This window comes from Curtobacterium luteum (assembly GCF_014646995.1).
GTDB classification, from domain to species: domain Bacteria; phylum Actinomycetota; class Actinomycetes; order Actinomycetales; family Microbacteriaceae; genus Curtobacterium; species Curtobacterium luteum.
In genome coordinates, this window is the sequence record NZ_BMOI01000007.1 from 1 (window position 1) to 21,459 (window position 21,459).

The window sequence follows — 21,459 nt, forward strand, 5'->3', positions numbered from 1 at the left end:
ATGTGCACGCTGTTGAGTTCTCAAGGACCAGACGCACTCCCCACTCGACCCCGAACACGAGGTTCCGCCAGAGAGGCTTTCGTTCTTGGCTTGACCACCAGTCAGGCCGTGTGACCTGCGTCGGACCAGATGGCCCAGTGGCTCATCCCTGATCGGGAGAGAACCGGTGGAGTAGTCATCCTAGGCGTCGAAGCGATCCAGCGCAAGGCCGGTTCGAACTTCAGTGGAGGATGGTCCCGCTTGAGGCCGGCAGGCTCTGGGCTCTCGCTCCAGCCGCTCCGCCGCACCTTTGGGGTGACGAGTAAGAACTCTACGTGCGGACCGGGGGGAGCGCCAACCCACTGCACTTCCCGGGCGTGTCGCGTTCTGCAACACAGGCTCCCGGAACGCAGCGACGCCCGGCTGCCACAGGGGAACCGGGCGTCGACGAGCGAGCTCGATCAGGCCAGCGTCACGCCGGCGAGCGTCTTCTTCCCGCGGCGGAGGACGACCACTCCGCCGGGCAGTGCGAGGTCCGACAGCCGTGCGGCCGCGTCCTCGACCCGGACGTTGTTCACGGACACGCCGCCCTGGTCGACCGCACGACGGGCCTCCCCGAGCGACTTCACGAGTCCGGTCTCGACGAGCGCCTTCGCCACGTCGGCGTCGCCGGGCAGCGTCGCGGAGCCCGGCAGCTCGGCGATCGCCGACCGGAGGGTCCGCTCGTCGAGGCTCGTCAGGTCTCCGTTGCCGAACAGTGCCGCCGCCGCGTCGATCGCGGCCTGCGAGGCCTCGACCCCGTGGACCACCGCCGTGACCTCGAACGCGAGGGTCCGCTGGGCCTCACGTCGGAAGGGTTCGTCCGCGACGGCCTGCTCCAACCGCTCGATCTCGGCGCGCGTCAGGAACGTGAACTGCCGCAACCGCTCGACCACGTCGGCGTCCGAGGTGTTGAGCCAGAACTGGTAGAACGCGTAGGGCGACGTCATGTCCGCATCGAGCCAGATCGCGTTGCCCTCGCTCTTGCCGAACTTCGTGCCGTCGGAGTTCACGATCAGCGGGGTCCCGAGCGCGTGCACGGACGCCCCCTCGGTGCGACGGATGAGCTCCGTCCCCGAGGTCAGGTTGCCCCACTGGTCGGAGCCACCCGTCTGCAGCGTGCACCCGTACTGCAGGAAGAGCTCGCGGTAGTCGAGGCCCTGCAGGATCTGGTAGCTGAACTCGGTGTAGCTGATGCCGGCAGCGGAGTTGAGCCGCGCAGCGACCGCGTCCTTCTTGAGCATCGAGTTGACTCGGAAGTACTTGCCGATGTCGCGGAGGAAGTCGATCGCGGACAGCGGTGCCGTCCAGTCGAGGTTGTTCACGAGCCGGACGCCGTTCTCGCCGTCCGGGCTGAGAAACCTCGACACCTGCGCGCGGAGCCGGTCGACCCAGTCGGCGACGGTCTCGGGCGTGTTCAGCGTGCGCTCGGCCGTCGGCCGCGGGTCCCCGATCAACCCGGTCGAACCGCCCACGAGCGCGAGGGGCTTGTGCCCGGCGAGCTGGATCCGCCGCAGGGTCAGCAGCTGCAGCAGGTTGCCGCAGTGCAAGGACGGCGCGGTCGGGTCGAAGCCGCAGTAGTACGTGATCGGCTCGCCGTCGAGGGCCTCCTTGAGTGCGGTCTCGTCGGTCGAGACGTGCACCAGACCACGCCAGCGCAGTTCGTCCCACACCGAGGCGAAGGTGGGATCGTTCTGCTGGCGCGTCAGGACATCGAGCGCGGTATCACTGGACACCAGGCAATCGTAGCGGCCGGGAGGCGCGGGTCGCCCCCGCTAGTCCAGGGCACCCTTGTGCCGTCGGTACGTCGAGACCGTCGGGTCGCCGGTCAGCCAGAACCGCCAGGGGAACCCCGCGCCGCCGGCGATGCCGCCGACGCCGGTGCGCGGTCCGCGCGAGATGCGCGGGACGTCGTCCACGCCGGTCTCGGCGAGGAGTTCCTCGACGACCGCGGCCGGCGAGGCGGAAGCGAGCCGTGCCTCCAGGCCGGGTGCCAGGGTGAGCACGAACGGGCCGGACCCGTCGAGGAGCGACGTGCCGTCGTCGGTGCCGAGCGCGGCGCCCAGAGCCACACCGATGTTCCCCGGTCCGCGGGCGAGCGCGACGTCCGCGGGTCGGGGGCCGCGACGATGGCGCGCGGTGGCCAGCCCGTCGACGACCTCACCGCCGCGCAGGAGCGTCCCGCCCGAGACGCCCTCGGGGCCGCTCACGACGTTGACGCAGGTGTGGATGCCGTACGAGCGGTAGGCGTAGAGCGTCCCCGGCGGACCGAACAGGTGGCGGTTGCGCTCGGTCATGCCCCGGTGTCCGTGCGAGCCGGGATCGGTGGGCCCGTGGTAGGCCTCGACCTCGGTGATCCGGATGCTGACGCCGCGCCCGGTGATGGTCGCGCCGAGGAGTGCCGGCGCGGACACGGGCGCCGGCTCCGCCAAGAGCCGCCGGATCGCGTCCGTCATCGCGTGAAGGGCGCGCCCTCCGCCAGCTCGCGGACGCGCTGCGTCAGGGAGGTCAGCTGCTCGGCGACGCGGTCGGGAGCGGTCCCGCCGGCACCGGAGCGGGATGCCACACTGCCCTCGATCGTGAGGACCGAACGCACTTCCGGCGTGAGGTGCTCGGACACCGCGCGGTACTCGTCGTCGGTCGGGTCGTCGAGCTCGATGCCGCGCTCCTCGCAGTGGCGGACGAGAGCACCGGAGACCTCGTGGGCGTCGCGGAAGGGCACGCCCTGGCGGACGAGCCACTCGGCCACGTCGGTCGCGAGCGAGAAGCCCTGCGGCGCGAGCTCGGCCATGCGCTCGGTGTCGAACGTCAGCGTCGCGACCATGCCCGTGAAGGCCGGCAGCAGGACCTCGAGCTGCTCGACCGAGTCGAAGACGGGCTCCTTGTCCTCCTGCAGGTCGCGGTTGTACGCCAGGGGCAGGCCCTTGAAGGTCGCGAGGAGGCCGGTGAGGTTGCCGAGCAGTCGACCGGACTTGCCACGGGCGAGTTCGGCGATGTCCGGGTTCTTCTTCTGCGGCATGATGCTCGACCCCGTGGAGAACGCGTCGTGGAGCCGGACGAAGCCGAACTCCTTCGTGTTCCAGAGGATGACCTCCTCCGCGAGGCGCGAGACGTCGATGCCGATCTGCGCGAGGACGAAGGCGAACTCCGCCACCACGTCACGGCCGGCGGTCGCGTCGATCGAGTTGTCCGCGGGCCGGGCGAAGCCGAGCTCGAGGGCGATCGCCGTCGGGTCGAGCCCGAGCGAGCTGCCGGCGAGGGCACCGGCACCGTACGGGCTGACGCTCGCGCGGGTCGACCAGTCGCGGAGGCGCTCGAGGTCGCGCACGAGCGGCCACGCGTGGGCGAGCAGGTGGTGTGCGAGGAGCACGGGCTGCGCGTGCTGCAGGTGCGTACGGCCCGGCATGATCGCGCCGGGGTGCTCGTTCGCCTGCTGGCTGAGCGCGTCCACGAGGTCGATGACGAGGTGCCCGATGCGCCGCGCGTGGTCGAGCATGTGCATGCGGCCGAGCGTGGCGATCTGGTCGTTGCGGCTCCGGCCCGCGCGGAGCTTGCCGCCGAGCTCGGGTCCGACGTCGGCGATGAGCAGGCGTTCGAGGGCACCGTGGACGTCCTCGTCGGAGTCGTCCGGCTGCAACTCGCCGGTGGCGTGGGCGTCGGCCAGCCGATCGAGCCCCGCGAGCATCCGCTCCAGCTCGTCCTCGGTCAGGTATCCGGCAGCGTTGAGCGCGCGCGCGTGCGCGCGGGAGCCGGCGATGTCGTAGGGCGCGAGCTGCCAGTCGAAGTGCGTCGACTTGGAGAGGGCGGCGAGCTCGGCGCTCGGGCCGTCCGCGAAGCGGCCGCCCCAGAGGGCGCCGGTGTTGGTGGCGTCGGTCTTGGCGGGCGGGGTCGCGTCGGTCATGTCGTCCTGCTGGGGTGTCGGCGGTCGTGCGGTGCGTGGCGGGGGCGGGTCGTGCCTCCCGGCCGGTCCGCGGTGGGGCGGACGCGGTGGCGGGTCGTGCCTCCTGGCCGGTCCGCGGTCAGGCGGACGCGGTGGCGGGTCGTGCCTCCTGGCCGGTCAGCGGTGGGGCGGGACCGACCGGTCCCGCCCCACCGCGGGCGACTAGTTGGCGGCGTCGCGGCGTGCCGAGATCTTGCTCGGCAGCGACCACAGCTCGATGAAGCCCTTCGACAGGGACTGGTCGAACGTGTCGCCGGTGTCGTACGTCGCGAGGTCGAAGTCGTAGAGGCTCTGCTCCGACTTGCGCCCCGTGACCGTCGCGCGACCGCCGTGCAGCTGCAGGCGGATGTCACCGGAGACGTGCTGCTGGGTGTGGTCGATGAACGCGTCGAGGCTGCGCTTGAGACCCCCGAACCAGAGGCCGTCGTAGACCAGGTCGGCCCACTCGGACTCGATGCCGCGCTTGTAGCGGTTGACGTCACGCTCGAGGGTGAGGCTCTCGAGCTCCTCGTGCGCGGCGATCAGCGCGATCGCGGCCGGGGCCTCGTAGACCTCGCGCGACTTGATGCCGACGAGGCGGTCCTCCACGACGTCGATGCGGCCGACTCCGTGCTTGCCGGCGAGGGCGTTGAGCTCCTGCACGATGCGGAGCACGCTGAAGCGCTGTCCGTCGATCGCGACGGGGACGCCCTGCTCGAACGTGATCGTGACCTCGTCGGCGTCCCGCGGGACCGTGGGGTCCTGCGTGTACGAGTAGAGGTCCTCGATCGGGGCGTTCCACGGGTCCTCGAGGAACCCGGTCTCGACCGCGCGGCCCCAGACGTTCTGGTCGACCGAGTACGGCGACTTCTTCGACTGCTCGATCGGCAGGTTGTGCTCGTTCGCGTAGACGATCGCCTTGTCGCGGGTGAGCGCGAGGTCGCGGACCGGGGCGACGCTCGTCAGGTCGGGCGCGATCGCGGCGACCGCGGCCTCGAAGCGGACCTGGTCGTTGCCCTTGCCGGTGCAGCCGTGCGCGACGCTGTCGGCGCCGAGCTGCTTCGCGGTGAGGGCCAGGTGCTTCGCGATGAGCGGGCGGCTCAGCGCGGACACGAGCGGGTAGCGCTTCTGGTACAGCGCGTTCGCCTTGAGGGCGGGCACGAGGTAGTCGTCGGCGAACTCGTCCTTCGCGTCGACGACGACCGACTCCACCGCGCCGCAGTCGAGCGCGCGCTGACGGATGGCGTCCATGTCCTCGCCGCCCTGGCCGACGTCGACCGCCAGTGCGACGACGTCCTTGCCGGTGGCGTCCTTGAGCCAGCCGATGCCGACGGAGGTGTCGAGGCCTCCGGAGTACGCCAGTACGACGCGGTCTGCCATGTGGTTTCTCCTTGGGGTGGGGGTGTCAGTTGGTGGTGGCCGGCTCGGCCGTGGCCTCGGCCGGTTCGGCTGCGTTCGCGGCCAGGAGCCAGGCGAGGAGCGCCTTCTGGGCGTGGAGGCGGTTCTCTGCCTCGTCCCAGATGATGCTGCGCGGGCCGTCGATGACCTCGGCCGTGACCTCGTAGCCACGGTCGGCCGGCAGGCAGTGCATGAACACGGCGTCGTCGGCGGCGTGCGCCATCAGCTCGTCGTCCACGCGGTACCCGGCGAAGGTGTCCAGCCGTGCCTGCTTCTCGTCCTCCTTGCCCATCGACACCCACGTGTCGGTGACGACGACGTCGGCGCCGGCCACCGCGGCGACCGGATCGGTGACGACGAGGACCGAACCACCGGTCAGCGCTGCGCGGTCCTCGGCGTCGGTGACGACCCGGGCCGCCGGCGCGAAGGACTCGGGTGCGGCGACTCGGACGTGCATGCCCGCGGTCGCGCCGGCGAGCAGGTAGGACTGCGCCATGTTGCTGGCGCCGTCGCCGACGAACGCCACGGTCTGCCCGGCGAGCGTGCCGCGGTGCTCTCGGATGGTGAGGAGGTCGGCGAGGAGCTGGCACGGGTGGAAGTCGTCCGACAGGGCGTTGACGACGGGGACCCGCGTGCCGGCGGCCATCTCCTCGAGGCCCGACTGGGCGTAGGTGCGCCAGACGATCGCCGACACCATGCGCTCCAGGACCCGGGCGGTGTCCGAGGGGGTCTCCTTGCCACCGAGCTGGCTGTTCGCCGTCGTGATGACGAGCGGGCTGCCGCCGAGGTCGGAGATGCCGACGTGGAAGGACACCCGGGTCCGTGTCGAGGACTTGTCGAAGATCACCGCGACGGACTGCGGGCCCGCGAGGGGCTTCGATCCCCAACGGTCGGCCTTCATCTGCGCCGCGAGGTCGAGGATCGCGGACTGCTCGGCCCGGCTCAGGTCGTCGTCGCGGAGGAAGTGGCGGGTCATGCGGAGGTCTCCTGGGTGGTGGTGCCCTGCGCGGCCGCGACCGCTGCGAGGCTCTCGCCGAGGATCGACACGAACTCGTCGATCTCGGCGTCGGACACGATGAGCGGCGGCGCGATGCGCAGGCTCGACTCGTTCGGTGCGTTGATGATGAGGCCACGCTCGAGGGCGGCCTGGTTGACGGCGGGGCCGACCGCTGCGGTCAGACCCACGCCGATCAGGAGTCCCGTGCCACGGACCTCCGCCACGAGCGGGGAGCCGAGCGACGCGATGCCCGCACGGATCCGCTCGCCCTTGACGACCGCGCCGGTGACGAGGTCGGCCCGTTCGATCTCCTCGAGGACGGCGTTCGCGACACGGGTGCCGAGCGGGTTGCCGCCGAAGGTCGAACCGTGCTGGCCGGCCGAGAACAGGTCGGACGCCCATCCGAAGGTCACGAGGGCACCGATCGGGAAGCCGCCCGCGATGCCCTTCGCGATCGTGATGGCGTCCGGCGTGAACCCGTGGCCCTGGTAGGTGAACCAGTTGCCCGTGCGCCCGACGCCGGTCTGGATCTCGTCGAGGATCAGCAGTGCCCCGTGCTCCTCGGTCAGGCGCCGAGCAGCGAGCAGGAAGCCCTCGGGGAGGTCGACCACGCCGGCCTCGCCCTTGATCGGCTCGAGGATGAGCGCCGCCACGTGGTCGTCGAACGCCGCCTCGAGCGCCTCGACCGTGGAGTCGACGTGCTCGACTCCGGGGACCATCGGCAGGAAGTCCTCCTGCAGGGCCGGCTTGCCGGTGAGCGCGAGCGCTCCCATCGTCCGGCCGTGGAATCCCTGCTTGAGCGCGAGGATGCGGGTCTTGCCGCCGTCCGCGCCCTTGTTCAGGCGCGCGAGCTTGAACGCGGCCTCGTTCGCCTCGGCGCCGGAGTTGCCGAAGTACACACGACCGGCGTCGCCGGCCCCGGTGATGCGCTTGAGCCGCTCGGCGAGCTCGAGCTGCGGCGGCGTCGCGAAGTAGTTCGAGACGTGCACGAGCTTCGCGGCCTGGTCGGACACCGCGTCGACGAGGGCCGGGTGCGCGTGCCCGAGCGAGTTGACGGCGATGCCGGCGAGGAAGTCGAGGTACTCGTTGCCGTCGACGTCCCAGACGCGGCAGCCCTGCCCGCGCTCGAGCATGATCTTCGGCGGGGTCAGGGATCGCATGAGCGACGCCCCGAACCGGTCGTTCCAGGTCTGGGTCTGCGTCTCGGTGCTCACTGCTCGTGCCCCTTCTCGATCGTGGCTTCGTGCTTGCCGGTGGTGACGGCGTGCCCCGCCGCGCTGGCCGACGCCGACGCTGCGACCCGACGGCCGATCTCCGCGTGGGTCATCTGGTTCTCGGTCCGGCGGCTCGGGTCCGGGATCACCTCGGTGCCCGCACCGCGAAGTGTGAAGACCTCGAGGAGGATCGAGTGCGGGATCCGGCCGTCGATGATCGTCGCCCCGCCGACCCCGCCGACCACGGCGTCGAGGCACGCGGTCATCTTCGGGATCATCCCCGACTCGAGCGACGGGAGGAGTTCGCGCAGTTCCTCGACGGCGATGAGGTCGACGATGGAGTCGCGGTCCGGCCAGTTGCGGTACAGCCCGGGGACGTCCGTCAGCATCATCAGCTTCGCGGCCTTCAGGGCGATCGCGAGTGCGCCGGCCGCGGCGTCGGCGTTCACGTTGAGCGCCTGGTCGGGGTGCGCGTCGTCGATCGCGATGCTCGACACGACCGGGATCCGGCCGGCCTCGATCGCCGCGAGCACCCCGGACGGGTCGACGTGCGTGATGTCGCCGACGTGTCCGAGGTCGCAGTGCTCGCCGTCGACGACGACGCCCTTCTTCTCACCGGTGAACAGCGAGCCGCCGTCGCCGAAGACGCCGACCGCGAGGCCGTCGCCGTGCTCGTTGACGAGGTCGACGATCTCACGGTTGACCTCGCCGGCCAGGACGTCACGGACGACCGTGATCGCCTCGGTCGTGGTCACCCGGTAGCCGCCACGGAACTCGGACTCGATGCCCTGCTCCTTGAGGGCGGCCGAGATCTGCGGCCCACCGCCGTGCACGACGACCGGGTGCAGGCCCGCGTAGCGCAGGTAGACCATGTCCTCCGCGAACGCCCGCTTGAGGTCCTCGTTGATCATCGCGTTGCCGCCGAACTTGACGACGACGACCTTGCCCGAGAACCGTTTCAGCCAGGGCAGGGACTCGATGAGCGTCGCGGCCTTCACGGCGGCGAGCTCGTGCTCTTCTTCCTTGGTCAGGTCGTGATCGCTCATCAGCTGGAGTACGCGCTGTTCTCGTGGACGTAGTCGTGCGTGAGGTCGTTCGTCAGGATCGTGGCTGCGTGCGGTCCGACCCCGAGGTCGATGAGCACGTGGGTCTCACGTCCGGTCAGGTCGACGGCGTCGCTCGGCTCGTCCGGCGCGCCGGCGTGGCAGACCCGGACGCCGTTCATGCTGACGTCGACCGCGTACGGGTCGAACTCGGCGTCGGTCGTGCCGATCGCCGCGAGCACCCGGCCCCAGTTGGGGTCGTTCCCGAACACGGCGGCCTTGAAGAGGTTGTTGCGGGCGACGCTCCGGCCCACAGCGACCGCGTCGTCCTCGCTCACGGCACCGACGACCTCGATCGCGATGTCGTGGCTCGCCCCCTCGGCGTCCTGCTGGAGCTGCTTGGCGAGGTCGGCGCAGACGGCGGTCAGGGCCTCCTGGAAGTCGCCGACCTCCGGCGTGGTGCCGCTCGCACCGGAGGACATCAGGACGACCGTGTCGTTCGTCGACATGCAGCCGTCCGAGTCGACGCGGTCGAAGGTCACCCGGGTCGCCGCGCGGAGCGCCTGGTCGAGTTCGTCGGACGTGAGGAGCGCGTCGGTCGTGATGACGACGAGCATCGTCGCGAGACCCGGTGCGAGCATGCCCGCACCCTTCGCCATGCCGCCGACGGTCCAGCCGTCCTCCGTCACGACGGACTGCTTCGGCTTGGTGTCGGTCGTCATGATCGCCGTCGCGGCGTCTGGACCACCGGTCGGGGACAGCGCCGCGGACGCGAGGCCGACGCCCTTGAGGACGTTGTCCCGGAAGGTCTGGTCGCCGACCCCGATCAGCCCGGTCGAGCACACGACCACGTCGCCGGCACCGACGCCGAGCGCGTCCGCGACCGCCTCGGCCGTGAGGTGGGTCGTCTGGAACCCGAACGGACCCGTGAAGCAGTTCGCGCCTCCCGAGTTGAGGACGACGGCGCGCGCGATCCCGTCGCCGACGACCTGGCGGGACCAGATGACGGGGTGCGCCTGCGCGCGGTTGCTCGTGAACACGGCGGCGACCGCCGCCTCGGGGCCGTCGTTGACCACGAGGGCCACGTCCGGCTTGCCGCTCGTCTTGAGTCCGGCGGTGACGCCCGCGGCACGGAACCCCGCTGCTGCGGTGACCCCCTGCGCGGTCGTCCCGGCCTGGAGGCCCGCCCCGGCTCCGTCGTGCTGGCTCGCGTCGTGCTGGCTCGCGTCGTGCTGGTCCGCGTCGTGCTGGTCCGCGTCGGTCACGGTGCGACTCCGTCCACGCTCAGGCCCAGGGTCTCGGGGAAGCCCAGGGCGATGTTGGTGGACTGGACCGCTGCCCCGGCGGTGCCCTTCACGAGGTTGTCGAGCGCGCTCACCGCGACGACCCGGCCCGCGGCCTCGTCGACCGCGATGCCGACCAGGCAGGTGTTCGCGCCGGTGGTGTCCGCCACCCGGGGGAACTCGCCCTCGGGGAGGAGGTGCACGAACGGCTCGTCCGCGTACGCCTGCTCCCACGCGAGGCGGACGTCGCGGGCGCTGACGCCCGGCGTGAGCTTGGCGGTCGTCGTCGCGAGGATGCCCCGCGACATCGGCACGAGGACCGGCGTGAAGGAGATCGTGACGTCCGCCGCGCCCGCGACCCCGAGGTTCTGCTGGATCTCGGGGACGTGCCGGTGGGTCCCACCGACGGCGTAGGCGCTCGCGGACCCCATGATCTCGGAGGCGAGGTAGGTCGTCGCGAGCTTCTTGCCGGCGCCGCTCGGACCGACGGCCAGCACGGCCACGATGTCGTCCGACTCGACGAGTCCGGCCTGGATCCCCGGTTGGATGCCGAGCGTGACGGCCGTCACGTTGCAGCCGGGCACCGCGATCCGCTTCGTGCCGACGAGTTCGGACCGCTGCCGACCCTGCGCCTGGATGTCGTCCTCGTCGCGCCACTCCTCCGCCGACCCCGGCTTCGGGGCCGCGTGCAGCAGTTCCGGCAGGCCGTAGGTCCACGCGCCGTGGTACTCGCCGCCGTAGAAGGCTTCCCACGCGGCCGGGTCGGTCAGCCGGTGGTCCGCGCCGCAGTCGACGACGAGTGCTTCGTCGCCGAGCTCGGCGGTGATCGCACCGGACTGGCCGTGTGGCAGCGCCAGGAACACCACGTCGTGTCCGCGGAGGTTCTCCGCCGTCGTCGCCACGAGCGTCAGGTGGGCCAGCGAGCGCAGGTGCGGCTGCGTCGCGACCAACGGCTGTCCGGCGTTCGAGAACGCCGTCACCGTCCTGACGTCGAACTCGGGATGGGCGGAGAGCACGCGCAGGAGCTCACCACCCGCGTAGCCGGAGGCTCCCGCCACGGCGACGGATACGGACATGGGATTCCACCTTAGGTCGGACTGGTCGTCGAGAGAGTCGGAGGCGGCGGCCCCGGGCGGTGATCCTGGAGGATCAGTCGCGCAGGGTCGCCCCGAATCGCTCGCCGGCACGTCGGACAGCGCCGTCACGGGCCTCGGAGGCCTCGGCAGCGGTCAGCGTGCGGTCCGTGGCACGGAAGCGCAGCGCGAACGTCAGGGACTTCTGTCCCTCGTCCACGCCGGTGCCCCGGTAGTCGTCCACGAGCCGAGCATACTCCAGGAGCTCTCCGGCACCAGTCCGGACGGCGTCGAGGACGTCTCCGGCGGGGACCCCGGCGTCGACCACGAGGGACAGGTCCTGCGTCGCGGCCGGGTACGACTCGATCGGTGCGACCGACACGAGCTCCGGTGCAGCGGCGACCAGGGCGTCGAGGTCGAGCTCGACCACGGCGACGACGCGCGGGAGCACCGCGGCGTCGCTGAGCTCGGGCAGCAGCTCACCGACGACGCCGACGACCGCACCGCCGACGAGGAGCGACGCCGCGCGGCCCGGGTGCAGGGACGGGTGCGTCGTCTGCGCCACGGTCAGCTCGACACCGACCGCCCACGCGATCTCGCGCGCGACGTCGAGCGCGTCCGCGATGCCGTACGGCTCCGCGGCGACGCCCGGCTGCTTCAGGACCCGGGAGCCGGTCAGGAGCGCCGAGACGTGGAACGGCTGCGGCGGCAGCGAGGCGTCCAGGGCGGCGAGGGTCGCACGGTCGGGCAGCGAAGCGCCCGCCGGGACGTCGGCCGTGCCGAGCTCGTGGTCGGTCGCCGGCAGGAAGACCCGGGAGGTCTCGTACACGGCGACGTCGACCAGACCACGCGACACATTGCGCCGTGCGACGTCGACGAGCGCCGGCAGACCGCTGCGGCGGAGTCGGTTCTGCTCGCTGTCGAGGGCGTTGGCGAGCACGACGCTCGGGCCGCCGTCGCCGTCGATGCCCGGGTAGGCCGCCTGCGTCGCGGCGGACACGAACGGCGCGGTGACCACCTCGACCAGACCGGCGGCCGCGAGGGCGTCGGCGACACGGCGACGGGCACGCTGGTGTCCGGTCAGTCCGCGTCCGGGCGGGGCCACGGGGAGCACGCTCGGGATCCGGCCGTAGCCGACGATGCGCGCGGTCTCCTCGACGAGCGTGGTGTCGTCGACGAGGTCCGGACGCCAGGTCGGCGGCGTCACCGAGAGCAGACCACCGTCGACGTCCACCGTGGCACCGATCGCGCGCAGGGTGTCGACGACCTCGGCGTCGGTGTACTCGACGCCGATGAGTTCGGCGGGACGGCCGATCCGCATGGCGACAGCGGGACGCGGGGTCGTGTCGACGACGGTCGAGCCGAGCGCGTCGGCCGTGCCCCCGGCGAGCTCGACCAGGAGCTCGACGGCGCGGTTCGCCGCGGCTTCGGACACGAGCGGGTCGACACCGCGCTCGAAGCGTCGGGACGCCTCGCTCGGGAGTTTGTGGCGACGGGCGGTCCGGGCGATCGACACCTGGTCGAAGACCGCGGCCTCGATGAGGACGTCGGTCGTGGTGGCGCTGATCTCGGTCCGGGCCCCACCCATCACCCCGGCGAGGCCGACCGGGCCGTCGCTGTCGGTGATGACGAGGTCTTCCGGGTCGAGCTTCCGGGTGACGTCGTCGAGCGTGACGAGGGTCTCCCCCGCCGCCGCCCGGCGCACGCCGAGCCCGCCGACGACCTTCGCGAGGTCGTAGCCGTGGAGCGGCTGGCCGAGCTCGAACATGACGTAGTTGGTGATGTCGACCGGCAGCGAGATCGAGCGCACCCCTGCGAGCGCCAGCCGTGACACCATCCAGGCCGGTGTCTTCACGGTCGGGTCGATGCCGCGGACGACACGGGTCACGAAGGTGGTCGCACCCTGGCGACCACGGATCGGCGCCCGGTCGTCGATCGTGACGGAGAAGCCGTCCGCATCGCGTGGGGCGACCCGCGCGGCCGGGTCGTGGAAGCTCGCGCCGGTGGCGTGGGCGTACTCGCGGGCGACGCCGCGCATGCTCAGGGCGTAGCCGCGGTCCGGCGTGACGTTGATCTCCACCGCAGCGTCGTCGAGGCCGAGCAGGGCGATGGCGTCGGCGCCCGCCTCCGGCTCCATGCCGAGGTCGGCGAAGCGCAGGATGCCGTCGTGCTCGTCACCGAGTCCGAGTTCGCGCGCCGAGGCGATCATGCCGTCGGACACGTGTCCGTAGGTCTTCCGGGCGGCGATCGGGAACGGACCGGGGAGCACCGCTCCGGGGAGGGTCACGACGACGAGGTCGCCCGCGACGAAGTTGTGGGCACCGCAGACGATGCCGCGGGGCTCCGGCTCGCCGACGTCGACCTGGCACCAGTTGATCGTCTTGCCGTTCTTCTGCGGCTCGGGCTCGAGCGACAGGACGCGACCGACGACGATGGGCCCGGTGAGGTCGTAGGTGTGGACGTCTTCTTCCTCGAAGCCCACCGACACGAGTGCCGCGTGGACGCGCTCGGGGGTGACGTCCTCGGGGAGGTCGACGGACTCGCCGAGCCAGCGGAGTGGGACGCGCATCAGACCACCGTTCCGAACTGCTGCGAGAAGCGGATGTCGCCCTCGAGGAAGTCACGCATGTCGTTCAGGCCGTTGCGGAACTGCAGCGTCCGCTCGATGCCCATGCCGAAGGCGAAGCCCTGGTACTCGTCCGGGTCGATGCCGGCGGCGCGCAGGACGTTCGGGTTCACCATGCCGCAGCCGCCCCACTCGACCCACCGGGCGCCGCCCTTGGCGTTCGGCTGCCAGACGTCCATCTCGGCACTCGGCTCGGTGAACGGGAAGTAGTTCGGGCGCAGGCGGATCTGCGCTTCGGCGCCGAACATCTGGCGTGCGAAGTGCTCGAGCGTGCCGCGCAGGTGCGCCATCGTCAGGCCCTTGTCGATCGCGATGCCCTCGACCTGGGTGAAGACCGGCAGGTGCGTCGCGTCGAGTTCGTCCGCCCGGTACACGCGCCCGGGGGCGATGACGTAGAGCGGGAGGTCGCGGCTCAGCAGGGAGCGGACCTGCACGGGCGACGTGTGCGTCCGCATGAGCAGGTGGCGGTCGACCGGCTCGACGAAGACGGTGTCGGCCATGGCGCGCGCCGGGTGGTCCTGGTCGAAGTTCAGGGCGTCGAAGTTGAACCACTCGTGCTCGAGCTCGGGGCCCTCTGCGACCTCCCACCCCATGCCGACGAAGATGTCGGCGACGGCGTCGTTCAGCAGCGAGAGCGGGTGGCGCGACCCGGGGGTGCGGCGGGACGGCAGGGCGGTGACGTCGACGCGCTCGGACTCGAGGCGCGCACGCTCCTCGGCCACGGCCAGGACGGACTCCTGCGCTGCGATCGCCTGGTTCACGGTGCCGCGCGCCTGTCCGACGAGCTTGCCCGCTGCGGCCTTCTGCTCCGGCGGCACGCTGCGCATCGACGCGTTCATGCGCGCGAGCGGCGACTGCTCACCGGTGTGCTCGGCCCTGGCCTGCTTCAGCTCGGCGACGGTCGTCGTGGCGCGGACGGCCGCGAGGGCGGCGTCCACGGCGGCGGCGACGGCCGGTTCGCTGATCTCGAGGTGTTCTGACACGAGGCCCAAGCCTACCGGCCCGTGGGATACCGCCGTCCTGTACCCGTCGGACGGTGGAGGGACGCGGGCCGTCAGCCGGCTGTGGAGGAGGCGGCAGCCCGCTGTGCGAAGGCGCTCTCGTACAGGCACACCGAGGCCGCGGTCGCGAGGTTCATCGACTCGGCCTGCCCGTAGATCGGCACCTTCACCGCGCGGTCGACGAGCGCGAGGTCCTCGTCGGTCAGCCCGCGGGCCTCGTTGCCGAAGACCCACGCCGTCGGCCCGTCGAGCATGCCGTCCGCCCGGACCGCCGGGAGGTCGTCGCCCGACACGTCGGCGGCGAGCACCGTGTAGCCGAGCGCTTTCGCCCGGGAGACCGCGTCGGCCAGGGTCACGCCGACCGACACCGGCACGTGGAACAGCGACCCGGTGGTCGAGCGGACGACCTTCGGGTTGTACGGGTCCACCGAACGCCCGGTGAGCACCACGGCGTCGGCACCGGCGGAGTCCGCGGCGCGGATGATCGTGCCGGCGTTGCCGGGGTCGCGCACCTGCTCCAGGATCGCGACCAACCCGGGGAGCGAGCCTCCCGAGGCGGACGCGTCCCGCGCCTCCAGGCCGTCTGCACCGGGATCGGGGAAGACCGCCCGGACCGACGTCGGGAACTGCTGGCAGACGGCGACGACACCCTGCGGCGTCACCGTGTCGGCCATCGTGTCGAGTACCTGCTCGGTCACGAACCAGGTGTCGACGGGCGCGTCGTCGAGCGCGTAGCGGGCGGCCGCGGTCGGCGTGACGTACAGCTCGCGGAGCAGCTCCGGGCGGTACTCGAGCGCCTCCCGCACGGCCTGCGGCCCCTCGAGCAGGAACAGTCCGGTGTCGGCACGGACGTCCTTCTTCGCCAGGGCTGCGACGGCGCGGACCCGGCCGGCCTTCGGGTTCTCGAGGAGATCGCTCACGGACACCAGTCTAGGAACGCGACGAAGCCCCCGCTCCGCGGACGGAACGGGGGCTTCGGGTGCAGCAGGCGTGACTACGCGGCCTTCGGGGCCGAGGTGTCGGCCGGCAGGGCCTTCTTGGCGGTCTCGACGAGCGCCGCGAACGTCTCGGGGTTGTTCACCGCGAGGTCCGCGAGGATGCGACGGTCGACCTCGACACCGGCGAGGCCGAGGCCCTGGATGAGGCGGTTGTAGGTCAGGCCGTTCGCACGCGACGCAGCGTTGATGCGCTGGATCCAGAGGCGACGGAACTCGCCCTTCTTGACGTGACGGTCCCGGTAGGCGTAGACGAGGGAGTGGGTGACCTGCTCCTTCGCCTTGCGGTACAGACGCGAACGCTGACCGCGGTAGCCCTCGGCGCGCTCGAGAACGACGCGGCGCTTCTTGGCGGCGTTGACCGCCCTCTTTACTCGTGCCATTGATCTATTCCTTTACGTTCCGCCGGCTCAGTGGCCGAGAAGCTTCTTGACGTTCTTCGCGTCGGCCTTCGCGAGGACCTGGTCCTCGTTGAGGCGGGCCTTGCGCTTGGCGCTCTTGACCTCGAGGTTGTGACGCATACCGGCCTGCTGCTTCATGATCTTGCCGCTGCCGGTGACCTTGAAGCGCTTCTTCGACCCGGAGTGGGTCTTCTGCTTGGGCATGGAGGTGCCTTTCCGTGGGATGGGGATTGGGGGCCGCGCCGTTGCGGTGGTGCGCACTGCGCGGGGTCGGTCGCGAGGACCTACTCGGCCGGTGCGGCCTGCTGCTCGGAGCCGGCGGCGGGGGTCTCGTCGCCGGACTTCGCAGCGTGCTCCGATGCGCGACGCTCGGCCTTCTGCGCAGCACGCTTGGCGTTCTGCTCGCCCTTGACGTCGGACTTGTTCTTCAGCGGAGCGATGATCATCGTCATGTTGCGGCCGTCCTGGGTCGGACGGGACTCGACGACGCCGAACTCGGCGATCTCCTCGGCGAACCGCTGCAGGAGGCGGACGCCCTGCTCCGGACGCGACTGCTCGCGACCACGGAAGAGGATCATGGCCTTCACCTTGTCGCCACCGAGGAGGAAGCCCTCGGCGCGCTTGCGCTTGGTCTCGTAGTCGTGCTTGTCGATCTTCAGGCGGAACCGGACCTCCTTCAGGTCCGTGTTCACCTGGTTGCGACGCGCTTCCTTGGCCTTCTGCGCAGCCTCGTACTTGAACTTGCCGTAGTCCATGATCTTGGCCACGGGCGGCTTCGAGTTCGGGGCGACCTCGACCAGATCCAGTTCGGCTTCCTGCGCGAGACGCAGGGCCATGGCGATCGGGACAACGCCGACCTGCTCACCCTGGGGGCCGACGAGTCGGACCTCGGGAACGCGGATTCGGTCGTTGGTGCGGGGATCGGTGATGCGGAGCTCCTTCAATCAGGTGGTCTGCCGTCCGGGACATCTGCCCTGGACGACGGCACGAGAGAGGAGTTCTGACGCACGGATCACGACCCGCTCGACAGCCGCCCGACACCGGACCCGCAGGTCTGGTCGACCGGCGCGGACGCCGGCGGAGCGGTTGGGACCCGGTAGCCTGGTGGTGCACGGCCGCGGGTGGGAGAGACTCCTCTTTCACGATGAGTCCGACCGCCCGAAGGCGCACGGATGCATCTGCCGCGACAGAGTCTAGCAGAGGAGCACCGTGACCGACACCCCGCCGAACGAGCCCACCGGCGCCGACGAGGCCCGCGACATCGCCGAGGTGCCGGCCGTCGAGCTCATCAACACCGTCGCGGTGCACCTGCTCAGCGCCGCCGCCGTCAAGGTCGGGCTGGCCGACGACCCCCAGGAGCAGACCGACCTCGACGAGGCCCGGAAGCTCATCACCGCGCTCGCCGGCCTGGTCACGGCGGCCGCGACGGAGATCGGCGACCACCACGCCCGGCCGCTGCGCGACGGGCTCCGGTCGGTGCAGCTCGCGTTCCGCGAGGCCTCGTCGATCCCTGACGCCCCGGGCAAGGGCCCCGGGGAGAAGTACACCGGCCCCGTCAACTGACCCGCGGGTCGCGGACGCGGCCCGACGACGGCCGGGAGGCCCGTGGCGGCGCCGCCACGGGCCTCCCGGCCGTCACGTGGCCGCGGCAGCCCACGCGGGGCGGGCGGTCCCGTCAGCCCACGGTGTGCGCGCGGGCCCGTCAGGCGGCGCTGCGCGCCGCGAGCCGCGAGACGGCCGCCAGCGGGATGGCCACCCAGTCCGGGCGGTTCCGCGTCTCGTAGACGACCTCGTACACGGCCTTGTCGAGCTCGAACGCGTCGAGGACCTCGCGGTGCGCGTGGAGGTCCGCGTCGATCCCCTCCTCGTACCCGGCGAGGAACGCCACGCGCGCGTCGTGCGCCCAGGTGCCGGTGTCGACCGGGTCGGCGTCGCGGGCGAGCGCACCGGCGACGTAGTCGAAGGACCGCAGCATCCCGGCGACGTCGCGCAGGGGGACGTCGGGGACGGAGCGTTCGGTCAGGGGGCGGAGCGGCTCACCCTCGAAGTCCAGGAAGACCCAGCCACGCTCCCCCGGCACGGCGAGCACCTGTCCGAGGTGCAGGTCGCCGTGGACGCGCTGCAGGTCGGGCCACACGGCCTCGGCTGCGCGTGCGTACACGGCCCGGACGGCCTCCGCGTGCTCCGCCACCGCGGGCGCCTCGCGCTCCGCCGCGGCGAGCCGGGCGTGCATCGTCGCGAGGGCCTCCCGACGGCGCTCGTCGGTCGCCGGGGTGGTCGGCAGGACCTCGGCCAGCGTGCGGTGCACCTCGGCGAGCGCCGACCCGAGCCGCCGCGCGTCGTCGGCGAACGCCACGCCGGCGCGGGCGTCGTCGAGGGCCACGCGCCAGGCGTCGCGGGTCCCCGGCAGGAACTCCTGCGCGACGGCGAGGTGTCCGGAGGCGGTGCCCTCCCGGCGCCCGCTGTCCGGCCAGCTGCCCCGGAGCGCCCCGTACACCGCCGGCACCCGGCTGCTGCCCGCGGCCGAGAGGGCCAGCTGGGTGGTCACGTCGGGGTTGTCGCCGTGGTGCAGGACGCGGAACACCTTCACGATGACCTGCTCGCCGGCCTCGGTGTCGCAGATGACCGAGGTGTTCGACTGCTCGCCGGAGAGCACCCGGGCGGCCGTCACGGTGCCGATCGGTCGGAGCGACTCCGGGTCGGCGTCGATCCGGGCGGCGAGTCCGCGGACCCAGTCGAGGTCGCCGGTGGCGTCGGTCACGGTGCCGTCCCGGACCACGACGGGTGCCTGGTAGAGGACCGCCCCCGTGGCTGCGTCGTCGAGCACCAGCCGGGTGTCGTCATCGGTCGACAGCGTCCGGAGGGTCGGGCCCGAACCGCCCTTGGCGGCGTACCAGCGCTGTGCGGCGATCCACGGGGCGAGGTCGTGGTCGGTCGGAGCGTCGCTCATGCCGCGGAGGCTACGCGCCCGGCGCTGGGGAGGTGGGGGACGGGGGTGCAGTCGCGGTGCCGGGACCGCTCCTGCCCGTGGGCGGGGTGGATCCGTGCGGTGCGAGGATGGCACGGTGCCGCACTACCTCGAGGACCTCGCCGCCGGACAGACCTTCACCACCCCCGGGCGCACGATCACGGAGGCCGACGTCGTCTCCTTCGCCTCGTGGACGAACGACAACAACCAGGTGCACACCGACGTCGAGTTCGCCGCACGGACCCGCTACGGGCAGCGGATCGTGCACGGCCTGCTCGGCACGTCGCTGTGCCTCGGGCTCATCGCGCGGACCGGGGTCTTCGAGGGCTCGGCCGTGGCGCTGCTCGGCATCGACCGGTGGCGCTTCGTCGCCCCGGTGTTCATCGGCGACACCGTCACCTGCGAGGTGGAGATCCTCTCGACGCGGCTGACGAGCTCCGGGACGACGGGCATCGTCGAACGGACGGTCACGCTGCGCAACCAGCGCGGCGAGGTCGTGCAGCAGGGACGCATGGACGTGATGGTCCTGACGCGTGACGCTGCCATCGTCTGAAGGCGGCGTGCTCCCGATCCTCGACCGCGCCCTCTTTACAACGATGTACGCGACGGTCCAGCATGGACGCATGAGCACGCTCGCCGGCAACGACGCCGCCCCCACCGCCCTCCCCGTCGCGACCGAGCAGGACGGCACGTACCCGCGCCCGCAACTCCTGCGGTCCGCATGGGCCGACCTCGACGGGACGTGGTCGTTCCGGAACGACGGGGACGACCCCGCGTGGCGTGGCGGGTTCCCGGACGCGCGGGACATCACCGTGCCGTTCCCGCCGGAGTCGGTCGCCTCGGGCATCGGCGAGCCGGGCTTCCACCCCGTCGTCTGGTACGCGCGGGAACTCACGGCCGACGACCTCGCGGCGGCCGGGTACTCCCCGTCGCAGCCGCGTCTGGTGCTGCACTTCGGCGCGGTCGACCACCGCGCTCGGGTCTGGATCGACGGGCAGTTCGTGGGCGAGCACGAGGGCGGGCACACCCCCTTCTCGTTCGACGTGACCGAGGCGCTGGGGGCCGACCCGGAAGCCGCGCACACCCTCGTCGTCCGGGCCGAGGACGACCCGCTCGACGTCACGCAGCCCCGCGGCAAGCAGGACTGGCACGAGGAACCGCACGCCATCTGGTACCGCCGGACCACGGGCATCTGGCAGACGGTCTGGCTCGAAGCCGTGCCGACCGTGTCGATCGCGGCCCTGCGGTGGACGAACGTCGACCACGCCACGGTCCGGCTCACCGTCCGGCTCGCCGGCGTCCGATCCGGCGGCGAGCGCCTCCGCGTCGAGGCGCGGTGGGCCGAGGAGCACCTCGCCACCGTCGAGACGAACCTGCCGGACGTCGGACGGTCGAGCGCGATCGACAGCGAGGTCGACGTCGTGCTGCCGATCACCCGGCAGACCAACGGGCAGGCCGAGGACGAGCTCGTCTGGACGCCCGAGACCCCGCGGCTCGTCGATGCCACCGTCAGCCTGCTCGACGCCGACGGCTCGGCGGTGGACGCGGTCGCGAGCTACTTCGGGCTCCGCACGGCGGGCACCGGGCAGGGGGCGTTCCTGCTGAACGGCCGTTCGTACGACGTGCGCAGCGTCCTCAACCAGGGCTACTGGCCCGAGTCGCACCTCGCCGCGCCGTCGCGTGCGGCCCTCCGCCGCGAGGTCGAGCTCATCAAGGAGCTCGGCTTCAACGCCGCGCGCAACCACCAGAAGGTCGAGGACCCGCGCTTCCTCTGGTGGGCGGACAAGCTCGGGCTGCTCGTGTGGGGCGAGATGCCCGGCGCGTACGCGTTCTCCCCGCTCGCGGTGCAGCGGCTCGTGCGGGAGTGGATGGACGCCGTCGAGCGCGATGCCTCCCACCCGTCGATCGTGACCTGGGTGCCCGCGAACGAGAGCTGGGGCGTGCAGCACATCGCCGTCGACCCCGCGCAGCAGGCGTACGCCCGTGCGCTCGCCGACGTCGCCCGCGCGCTCGACCCCACCCGACCCGTGATCTCGAACGACGGCTGGGAGCACCCCGCGTCGGACATCATCACGATCCACGACTACGAGGGCGACGGCGCCGTGCTGGCCCGCACCTACGCCGACGACGGCGCCCGCGCGGCCCTGTTGCGCGGGACGGGTCCGGCGGACCGGCGGATCCTCGTCGGCGGGGCGGTCGACGAGGGGCAGCCCGTGATGCTCACCGAGTTCGGCGGCGTGAACTACCAGCCCGGGATCCAGCGGGAGGACGGGTGGGGCTACACGTCGGCGTCCGACGGCGACGACTGGATCGCCCGCATCACGGGGCTCTACGACGCGATCCGCGCCAGCACGTTCCTCGCCGGCTCGTGCTACACGCAGCTCACCGACACGATGCAGGAGACGAACGGACTGCTGAACGCCGACCGCACGCCGAAGGTGCCGATCGAGCAGATCCGGCGGGCGGTCACCGGACGGTGACCGCGGCCGCCCGGCGGGCGGGGGCGGCCGACGGGCGGCGGAC

At 71.8% G+C, this 21,459-nt stretch carries 19 protein-coding genes; 3 read left to right on the plus strand and 16 right to left on the minus strand.

Going from position 1 to position 21,459, the window contains the following annotated elements; translation table 11 throughout:
* Window positions 1–440 precede the first annotated feature (440 nt).
* The 15 genes from tyrS to infC form a co-directional block, all read right to left on the minus strand.
* Window positions 441–1,754, minus strand: a complete 1,314-nt coding sequence (tyrS, locus tag IEY20_RS09040) for a tyrosine--tRNA ligase (protein WP_372379029.1) — start codon at window positions 1,752–1,754, stop codon at window positions 441–443.
* 39 nt (window positions 1,755–1,793) lie between these two features.
* Complete coding sequence (locus IEY20_RS09045; protein ID WP_175327320.1) at window positions 1,794–2,474, minus strand: DNA-3-methyladenine glycosylase; 681 nt, start codon at window positions 2,472–2,474, stop codon at window positions 1,794–1,796.
* Window positions 2,471–3,919: an argininosuccinate lyase gene (gene argH / locus IEY20_RS09050; protein WP_022903530.1), complete on the minus strand. Its 1,449-nt coding sequence runs from the start codon at window positions 3,917–3,919 to the stop codon at window positions 2,471–2,473. The genes IEY20_RS09045 and argH overlap by 4 nt, the downstream gene beginning before the upstream one ends.
* A 201-nt stretch (window positions 3,920–4,120) precedes the next feature.
* Window positions 4,121–5,317 (minus strand): argininosuccinate synthase, encoded by a 1,197-nt coding sequence (locus IEY20_RS09055; RefSeq protein WP_022903529.1) that lies wholly within the window; start codon window positions 5,315–5,317, stop codon window positions 4,121–4,123.
* Between the two features lie 25 nt (window positions 5,318–5,342).
* A complete protein-coding gene (gene argF, locus IEY20_RS09060; RefSeq protein ID WP_175327321.1) occupies window positions 5,343–6,311 on the minus strand; it encodes an ornithine carbamoyltransferase in 969 nt (322 codons plus the stop codon).
* Window positions 6,308–7,546 carry an acetylornithine transaminase gene (locus IEY20_RS09065; RefSeq protein WP_022903527.1) on the minus strand — a complete coding sequence of 413 codons (1,239 nt, stop codon included), beginning with the start codon at window positions 7,544–7,546 and terminating at the stop codon, window positions 6,308–6,310. Before IEY20_RS09065 ends, argF begins: the two co-directional genes overlap by 4 nt.
* Window positions 7,543–8,592, minus strand: a complete 1,050-nt coding sequence (argB, locus tag IEY20_RS09070) for an acetylglutamate kinase (RefSeq protein ID WP_175327322.1) — start codon at window positions 8,590–8,592, stop codon at window positions 7,543–7,545. Before argB ends, IEY20_RS09065 begins: the two co-directional genes overlap by 4 nt.
* Window positions 8,592–9,854: a bifunctional glutamate N-acetyltransferase/amino-acid acetyltransferase ArgJ gene (gene argJ, locus IEY20_RS09075; protein WP_229727971.1), complete on the minus strand. Its 1,263-nt coding sequence runs from the start codon at window positions 9,852–9,854 to the stop codon at window positions 8,592–8,594. The genes argB and argJ overlap by 1 nt, the downstream gene beginning before the upstream one ends.
* Complete coding sequence (locus IEY20_RS09080; RefSeq protein ID WP_175327323.1) at window positions 9,851–10,948, minus strand: N-acetyl-gamma-glutamyl-phosphate reductase; 1,098 nt, start codon at window positions 10,946–10,948, stop codon at window positions 9,851–9,853. Before IEY20_RS09080 ends, argJ begins: the two co-directional genes overlap by 4 nt.
* A 73-nt stretch (window positions 10,949–11,021) precedes the next feature.
* Window positions 11,022–13,514, minus strand: a complete 2,493-nt coding sequence (gene pheT / locus IEY20_RS09085) for a phenylalanine--tRNA ligase subunit beta (protein ID WP_188889073.1) — start codon at window positions 13,512–13,514, stop codon at window positions 11,022–11,024.
* On the minus strand, window positions 13,514–14,554 hold the full coding sequence (pheS, locus tag IEY20_RS09090; protein ID WP_031273410.1) for a phenylalanine--tRNA ligase subunit alpha: 1,041 nt from the start codon (window positions 14,552–14,554) through the stop codon (window positions 13,514–13,516). Before pheS ends, pheT begins: the two co-directional genes overlap by 1 nt.
* A 71-nt stretch (window positions 14,555–14,625) precedes the next feature.
* Window positions 14,626–15,492 (minus strand): TrmH family RNA methyltransferase, encoded by an 867-nt coding sequence (locus IEY20_RS09095; RefSeq protein WP_175327325.1) that lies wholly within the window; start codon window positions 15,490–15,492, stop codon window positions 14,626–14,628.
* A 74-nt stretch (window positions 15,493–15,566) separates the two neighbouring features.
* On the minus strand, window positions 15,567–15,950 hold the full coding sequence (gene rplT / locus IEY20_RS09100; protein ID WP_175327326.1) for a 50S ribosomal protein L20: 384 nt from the start codon (window positions 15,948–15,950) through the stop codon (window positions 15,567–15,569).
* 27 nt (window positions 15,951–15,977) lie between these two features.
* Window positions 15,978–16,172, minus strand: a complete 195-nt coding sequence (gene rpmI, locus IEY20_RS09105; RefSeq protein ID WP_022903519.1) for a 50S ribosomal protein L35 — start codon at window positions 16,170–16,172, stop codon at window positions 15,978–15,980.
* Between the two features lie 80 nt (window positions 16,173–16,252).
* Entirely contained in the window at window positions 16,253–16,912 is a 660-nt protein-coding gene (infC, locus tag IEY20_RS09110) for a translation initiation factor IF-3 (RefSeq protein ID WP_022903518.1), read from the minus strand.
* 265 nt (window positions 16,913–17,177) lie between these two features.
* Here infC and IEY20_RS09115 point away from each other — a divergent pair, with 265 nt between their 5' ends.
* Window positions 17,178–17,531: a DUF1844 domain-containing protein gene (locus tag IEY20_RS09115; RefSeq protein WP_058726113.1), complete on the plus strand. Its 354-nt coding sequence runs from the start codon at window positions 17,178–17,180 to the stop codon at window positions 17,529–17,531.
* A gap of 139 nt (window positions 17,532–17,670) precedes the next feature.
* On the opposite strand, the gene IEY20_RS09120 is transcribed toward IEY20_RS09115, so the two are convergent.
* A complete protein-coding gene (locus tag IEY20_RS09120; RefSeq protein ID WP_188889075.1) occupies window positions 17,671–18,918 on the minus strand; it encodes a phosphotransferase in 1,248 nt (415 codons plus the stop codon).
* 115 nt (window positions 18,919–19,033) lie between these two features.
* Between IEY20_RS09120 and IEY20_RS09125 the strand changes: the two genes are divergently transcribed.
* Entirely contained in the window at window positions 19,034–19,489 is a 456-nt protein-coding gene (locus IEY20_RS09125) for a MaoC/PaaZ C-terminal domain-containing protein (RefSeq protein ID WP_175327328.1), read from the plus strand.
* A gap of 70 nt (window positions 19,490–19,559) precedes the next feature.
* Window positions 19,560–21,416, plus strand: a complete 1,857-nt coding sequence (locus tag IEY20_RS09130; RefSeq protein WP_175327329.1) for a glycoside hydrolase family 2 protein — start codon at window positions 19,560–19,562, stop codon at window positions 21,414–21,416.
* Window positions 21,417–21,459: the final 43 nt, after the last annotated feature.

Excerpts from the sequence above, each read along its gene's own strand:
- IEY20_RS09120 (WP_188889075.1), bottom strand. The coding sequence starts at position 18,918 with ATGAGCGACGCTCCGACCGACCACGACCTCGCCCCGTGGATCGCCGCA.
- rpmI (WP_022903519.1), bottom strand. The coding sequence starts at position 16,172 with ATGCCCAAGCAGAAGACCCACTCCGGGTCGAAGAAGCGCTTCAAGGTC.
- argF (WP_175327321.1), bottom strand. The coding sequence starts at position 6,311 with ATGACCCGCCACTTCCTCCGCGACGACGACCTGAGCCGGGCCGAGCAG.
- rplT (WP_175327326.1), bottom strand. The coding sequence starts at position 15,950 with ATGGCACGAGTAAAGAGGGCGGTCAACGCCGCCAAGAAGCGCCGCGTC.
- IEY20_RS09080 (WP_175327323.1), bottom strand. The coding sequence starts at position 10,948 with ATGTCCGTATCCGTCGCCGTGGCGGGAGCCTCCGGCTACGCGGGTGGT.
- IEY20_RS09045 (WP_175327320.1), bottom strand. The coding sequence starts at position 2,474 with ATGACGGACGCGATCCGGCGGCTCTTGGCGGAGCCGGCGCCCGTGTCC.
- pheT (WP_188889073.1), bottom strand. The coding sequence starts at position 13,514 with ATGCGCGTCCCACTCCGCTGGCTCGGCGAGTCCGTCGACCTCCCCGAG.
- argB (WP_175327322.1), bottom strand. The coding sequence starts at position 8,592 with ATGAGCGATCACGACCTGACCAAGGAAGAAGAGCACGAGCTCGCCGCC.
- IEY20_RS09130 (WP_175327329.1), top strand. The coding sequence starts at position 19,560 with ATGAGCACGCTCGCCGGCAACGACGCCGCCCCCACCGCCCTCCCCGTC.
- IEY20_RS09055 (WP_022903529.1), bottom strand. The coding sequence starts at position 5,317 with ATGGCAGACCGCGTCGTACTGGCGTACTCCGGAGGCCTCGACACCTCC.
- argH (WP_022903530.1), bottom strand. The coding sequence starts at position 3,919 with ATGACCGACGCGACCCCGCCCGCCAAGACCGACGCCACCAACACCGGC.